2 tRNA genes and 3 rRNA genes are annotated in these 5,336 nt (G+C 53.7%); all 5 read left to right on the top strand.

Going from position 1 to position 5,336, the window contains the following annotated elements:
- Positions 1-168: 168 nt before the first annotated feature.
- Positions 169-1,713: ribosomal RNA gene (locus O0J15_RS20210) — 16S ribosomal RNA — on the top strand.
- A 94-nt stretch (positions 1,714-1,807) separates the two neighbouring features.
- Positions 1,808-1,883: transfer RNA gene (locus tag O0J15_RS20205), tRNA-Ala, on the top strand.
- Between the two features lie 22 nt (positions 1,884-1,905).
- Positions 1,906-1,982, top strand: a tRNA-Ile gene (locus tag O0J15_RS20200).
- A 223-nt stretch (positions 1,983-2,205) separates the two neighbouring features.
- A 23S ribosomal RNA gene (locus O0J15_RS20195) occupies positions 2,206-5,085 on the top strand.
- A 127-nt stretch (positions 5,086-5,212) separates the two neighbouring features.
- Positions 5,213-5,327, top strand: a 5S ribosomal RNA gene (rrf, locus tag O0J15_RS20190).
- Together the 16S, 23S and 5S rRNA genes with 2 tRNA genes alongside form the textbook arrangement of a ribosomal RNA operon.
- The last annotated feature ends 9 nt before the right edge of the window (positions 5,328-5,336 follow it).

Here is a 5,336-nt window from a genome sequence, read left to right as displayed (position 1 = left end):
GATCTTTGAAAGTATGCGCAGGTATCTTGTGAAGGCGCCTGCAGGAAGGATGATTGTCCATCTTGCAGACGTTTGATCAAGCAACTATTAATTGTTTTAAAGCAAGCGATACGTTGCCAGCATCAATCATCTGCAGCTTTAAATTTTGATCTTCGGATCATGTAGTTTTAAGTGAAGAGTTTGATCCTGGCTCAGAGTGAACGCTGGCGGTAGGCCTAACACATGCAAGTCGAACGGCAGCACAGAGGAGCTTGCTCCTTGGGTGGCGAGTGGCGGACGGGTGAGGAATACATCGGAATCTACTTTTTCGTGGGGGATAACGTAGGGAAACTTACGCTAATACCGCATACGACCTACGGGTGAAAGCAGGGGACCTTCGGGCCTTGCGCGATTGAATGAGCCGATGTCGGATTAGCTAGTTGGCGGGGTAAAGGCCCACCAAGGCGACGATCCGTAGCTGGTCTGAGAGGATGATCAGCCACACTGGAACTGAGACACGGTCCAGACTCCTACGGGAGGCAGCAGTGGGGAATATTGGACAATGGGCGCAAGCCTGATCCAGCCATACCGCGTGGGTGAAGAAGGCCTTCGGGTTGTAAAGCCCTTTTGTTGGGAAAGAAATCCAGCTGGCTAATACCCGGTTGGGATGACGGTACCCAAAGAATAAGCACCGGCTAACTTCGTGCCAGCAGCCGCGGTAATACGAAGGGTGCAAGCGTTACTCGGAATTACTGGGCGTAAAGCGTGCGTAGGTGGTCGTTTAAGTCCGTTGTGAAAGCCCTGGGCTCAACCTGGGAACTGCAGTGGATACTGGGCGACTAGAATGTGGTAGAGGGTAGCGGAATTCCTGGTGTAGCAGTGAAATGCGTAGAGATCAGGAGGAACATCCATGGCGAAGGCAGCTACCTGGACCAACATTGACACTGAGGCACGAAAGCGTGGGGAGCAAACAGGATTAGATACCCTGGTAGTCCACGCCCTAAACGATGCGAACTGGATGTTGGGTGCAATTTGGCACGCAGTATCGAAGCTAACGCGTTAAGTTCGCCGCCTGGGGAGTACGGTCGCAAGACTGAAACTCAAAGGAATTGACGGGGGCCCGCACAAGCGGTGGAGTATGTGGTTTAATTCGATGCAACGCGAAGAACCTTACCTGGCCTTGACATGTCGAGAACTTTCCAGAGATGGATTGGTGCCTTCGGGAACTCGAACACAGGTGCTGCATGGCTGTCGTCAGCTCGTGTCGTGAGATGTTGGGTTAAGTCCCGCAACGAGCGCAACCCTTGTCCTTAGTTGCCAGCACGTAATGGTGGGAACTCTAAGGAGACCGCCGGTGACAAACCGGAGGAAGGTGGGGATGACGTCAAGTCATCATGGCCCTTACGGCCAGGGCTACACACGTACTACAATGGTAGGGACAGAGGGCTGCAAGCCGGCGACGGTAAGCCAATCCCAGAAACCCTATCTCAGTCCGGATTGGAGTCTGCAACTCGACTCCATGAAGTCGGAATCGCTAGTAATCGCAGATCAGCATTGCTGCGGTGAATACGTTCCCGGGCCTTGTACACACCGCCCGTCACACCATGGGAGTTTGTTGCACCAGAAGCAGGTAGCTTAACCTTCGGGAGGGCGCTTGCCACGGTGTGGCCGATGACTGGGGTGAAGTCGTAACAAGGTAGCCGTATCGGAAGGTGCGGCTGGATCACCTCCTTTTGAGCAAAGACAGCATCGTCCTGTCGGGCGCCTTCACAAAGTACCTGCATTCAGAGATTTGCATCGGCCAGGCCGGTGTGAGATGTCCCTTTCTGGGGCCTTAGCTCAGCTGGGAGAGCACCTGCTTTGCAAGCAGGGGGTCGTCGGTTCGATCCCGACAGGCTCCACCAGGGAGATTAAGAAACAAGCTCCGGGTCTGTAGCTCAGGTGGTTAGAGCGCACCCCTGATAAGGGTGAGGTCGGTGGTTCGAGTCCTCCCAGACCCACCATTCTCTGAATGACGCATACATTCGATCTTTATACGCATCAGCACTGTGGCTGGTACGTGTTCTTTTAAAACTTGTGACGTAGCGAGCGTTTGAGATGTTCTATCAGACGTGTCGTGAGGCTAAGGCGAGAGACGCAAGTCTCTTTATTGATTGAGTCGTTATATTCGTATCCGGGCTTTGTACCCCCGGGTCATGTATAACCCAAGGCAACTTGCGGTTATATGGTCAAGCGAATAAGCGCACACGGTGGATGCCTTGGCGGTCAGAGGCGATGAAGGACGTGGCAGCCTGCGAAAAGTATCGGGGAGCTGGCAACAAGCTTTGATCCGGTAATGTCCGAATGGGGAAACCCACCCGCTTGCGGGTATCCTGCAGTGAATACATAGCTGCTGGAAGCGAACCTGGTGAACTGAAATATCTAAGTAACCAGAGGAAAAGAAATCAACCGAGATTCCGTAAGTAGCGACGAGCGAACGCGGACTAGCCCTTAAGCTGGATTGGTTCTAGGAAAACGCTCTGGAAAGAGCGGCCATAGAAGGTGATAGCCCTGTATCTGAAAGGGCCATTCCAGTGAAGACGAGTAGGGCGGGGCACGTGAAACCCTGTCTGAACATGGGGGGACCATCCTCCAAGGCTAAATACTACTGACCGACCGATAGTGAACCAGTACCGTGAGGGAAAGGCGAAAAGAACCCCGGAGAGGGGAGTGAAATAGAACCTGAAACCGTGTGCGTACAAGCAGTAGGAGCTCCGCAAGGAGTGACTGCGTACCTTTTGTATAATGGGTCAGCGACTTACTGTTCGTGGCAAGCTTAACCGTATAGGGGAGGCGAAGGGAAACCGAGTCTGATAAGGGCGCATAGTCGCGGGCAGTAGACCCGAAACCGGGTGATCTAGTCATGCCCAGGGTGAAGGTGCGGTAACACGCACTGGAGGCCCGAACCCACTCCCGTTGCAAAGGTAGGGGATGAGGTGTGATTAGGAGTGAAAAGCTAATCGAACCCGGAGATAGCTGGTTCTCCTCGAAAGCTATTTAGGTAGCGCCTCATATGTATCCTCTCGGGGGTAGAGCACTGTTATGGCTAGGGGGTCATCGCGACTTACCAAACCATTGCAAACTCCGAATACCGAGACGGACTGTATGGGAGACACACGGCGGGTGCTAACGTCCGTCGTGAAAAGGGAAACAACCCAGACCCACAGCTAAGGTCCCAAATTTTGTGCTAAGTGGAAAACCATGTGGAAAGGCACAGACAGCCAGGAGGTTGGCTTAGAAGCAGCCACCCTTTAAAGAAAGCGTAATAGCTCACTGGTCGAGTCGGTCTGCGGGGAAGATTTAACGGGGCTAAGCACAGAACCGAAGCTTGGGGTGCATAACTTTGTTATGCGCGGTAGAGGAGCGTTCCGTAAGCCGTTGAAGGTGGATTGAGAAGTCTGCTGGAGGTATCGGAAGTGCGAATGCTGACATGAGTAACGATAATGCGGGTGAAAAACCCGCACGCCGAAAGCCCAAGGTTTCCTTGCGCAACGTTAATCGGCGCAGGGTGAGTCGGCCCCTAAGGCGAGGACGAAAGTCGTAGTCGATGGGAAGCAGGTTAATATTCCTGCACCTCGCGTAAGTGCGATGGAGGGACGGAGAAGGTTAGGTGTACCAGGCGTTGGTTGTCCTGGGGAAAGGCGGTAGGTTTGGATCTTTGGCAAATCCGGGATCCTTTAAGACCGAGCACCGAGACGAGCCTTTATGGCGAAGTCACTGATACCACGCTTCCAGGAAAAGCTCCTAAGCTTCAGCTTACGCAGACCGTACCGTAAACCGACACAGGTGGGTAGGATGAGAATTCTCAGGCGCTTGAGAGAACTCGGGTGAAGGAACTAGGCAACATGGCACCGTAACTTCGGGAGAAGGTGCACCCTTTTTGGTGGCTCGTGCGAGCTATAGCTGAAGAGGGTCGCAGTAACCAGGCCGCTGCGACTGTTTATCAAAAACACAGCACTCTGCAAACACGAAAGTGGACGTATAGGGTGTGACGCCTGCCCGGTGCTGGAAGGTTAATTGATGGGGTCAGCCGCAAGGCGAAGCTCTTGATCGAAGCCCCAGTAAACGGCGGCCGTAACTATAACGGTCCTAAGGTAGCGAAATTCCTTGTCGGGTAAGTTCCGACCTGCACGAATGGCGTAACGACAGCGGCGCTGTCTCCACCCGAGACTCAGTGAAATTGAAATCGCTGTGAAGATGCAGCGTTCCCGTGGCAAGACGGAAAGACCCCGTGAACCTTTACTATAGCTTTACACTGAACGTTGAGTTCGTCTGTGTAGGATAGGTGGGAGGCTATGAAACTGTGGCGCCAGCTGCAGTGGAGCCATCCTTGAAATACCACCCTGTCGTGCTTGACGTTCTAACCTGGGCCCATTATCTGGGTCGGGGACCGTGTATGGTGGGTAGTTTGACTGGGGCGGTCTCCTCCTAAAGAGTAACGGAGGAGCTCGAAGGTACGCTCAGCGCGGTCGGACATCGCGCACTGTGTGCAAAGGCATAAGCGTGCTTGACTGCAAGATCGACGGATCAAGCAGGTAGGAAACTAGGACTTAGTGATCCGGTGGTTCTGTATGGAAGGGCCATCGCTCAACGGATAAAAGGTACTCCGGGGATAACAGGCTGATACCGCCCAAGAGTTCATATCGACGGCGGTGTTTGGCACCTCGATGTCGGCTCATCACATCCTGGGGCTGTAGTCGGTCCCAAGGGTATGGCTGTTCGCCATTTAAAGTGGTACGCGAGCTGGGTTCAGAACGTCGTGAGACAGTTCGGTCCCTATCTGCCATGGGCGTTGGAGATTTGAGAGGGGCTGCTCCTAGTACGAGAGGACCGGAGTGGACGAACCTCTGGTGTTCCGGTTGTCACGCCAGTGGCATTGCCGGGTAGCTATGTTCGGAAGCGATAACCGCTGAAAGCATCTAAGCGGGAAGCGCGCCTCAAGATGAGATCTCCCGGGGCACAAGCCCCCTGAAGGAACCATGTAGACTACGTGGTTGATAGGTCAGGTGTGTAAGTACAGCAATGTATTGAGCTAACTGATACTAATGATCCGTGCGGCTTGACCATATAACCTCAAGTTGCCTTGGCTTTACGACAGCGTCGTAAGAGCATCCAAGTGCACGCTACGTCACAAGATCTATGAGAGGCAGGCGCCTTATCCAGCTGTACCGGATGGCGACGCTCCAACCGCCTCCCTGGTGAAATTAGCGCTGTGGAACCACCCGATCCCATCCCGAACTCGGAAGTGAAACGCAGCTGCGCCGATGGTAGTGTGGCTCAAGCCATGCGAGAGTAGGTCATCGCCAGGGTTTACACCC

This window comes from Stenotrophomonas sp. Sm10, assembly GCF_030985515.1.
GTDB classification, from domain to species: domain Bacteria; phylum Pseudomonadota; class Gammaproteobacteria; order Xanthomonadales; family Xanthomonadaceae; genus Stenotrophomonas; species Stenotrophomonas hibiscicola.
Note: the sequence above shows the minus strand (reverse complement) of the source record. Positions and strands in the feature narration are given on the sequence as shown.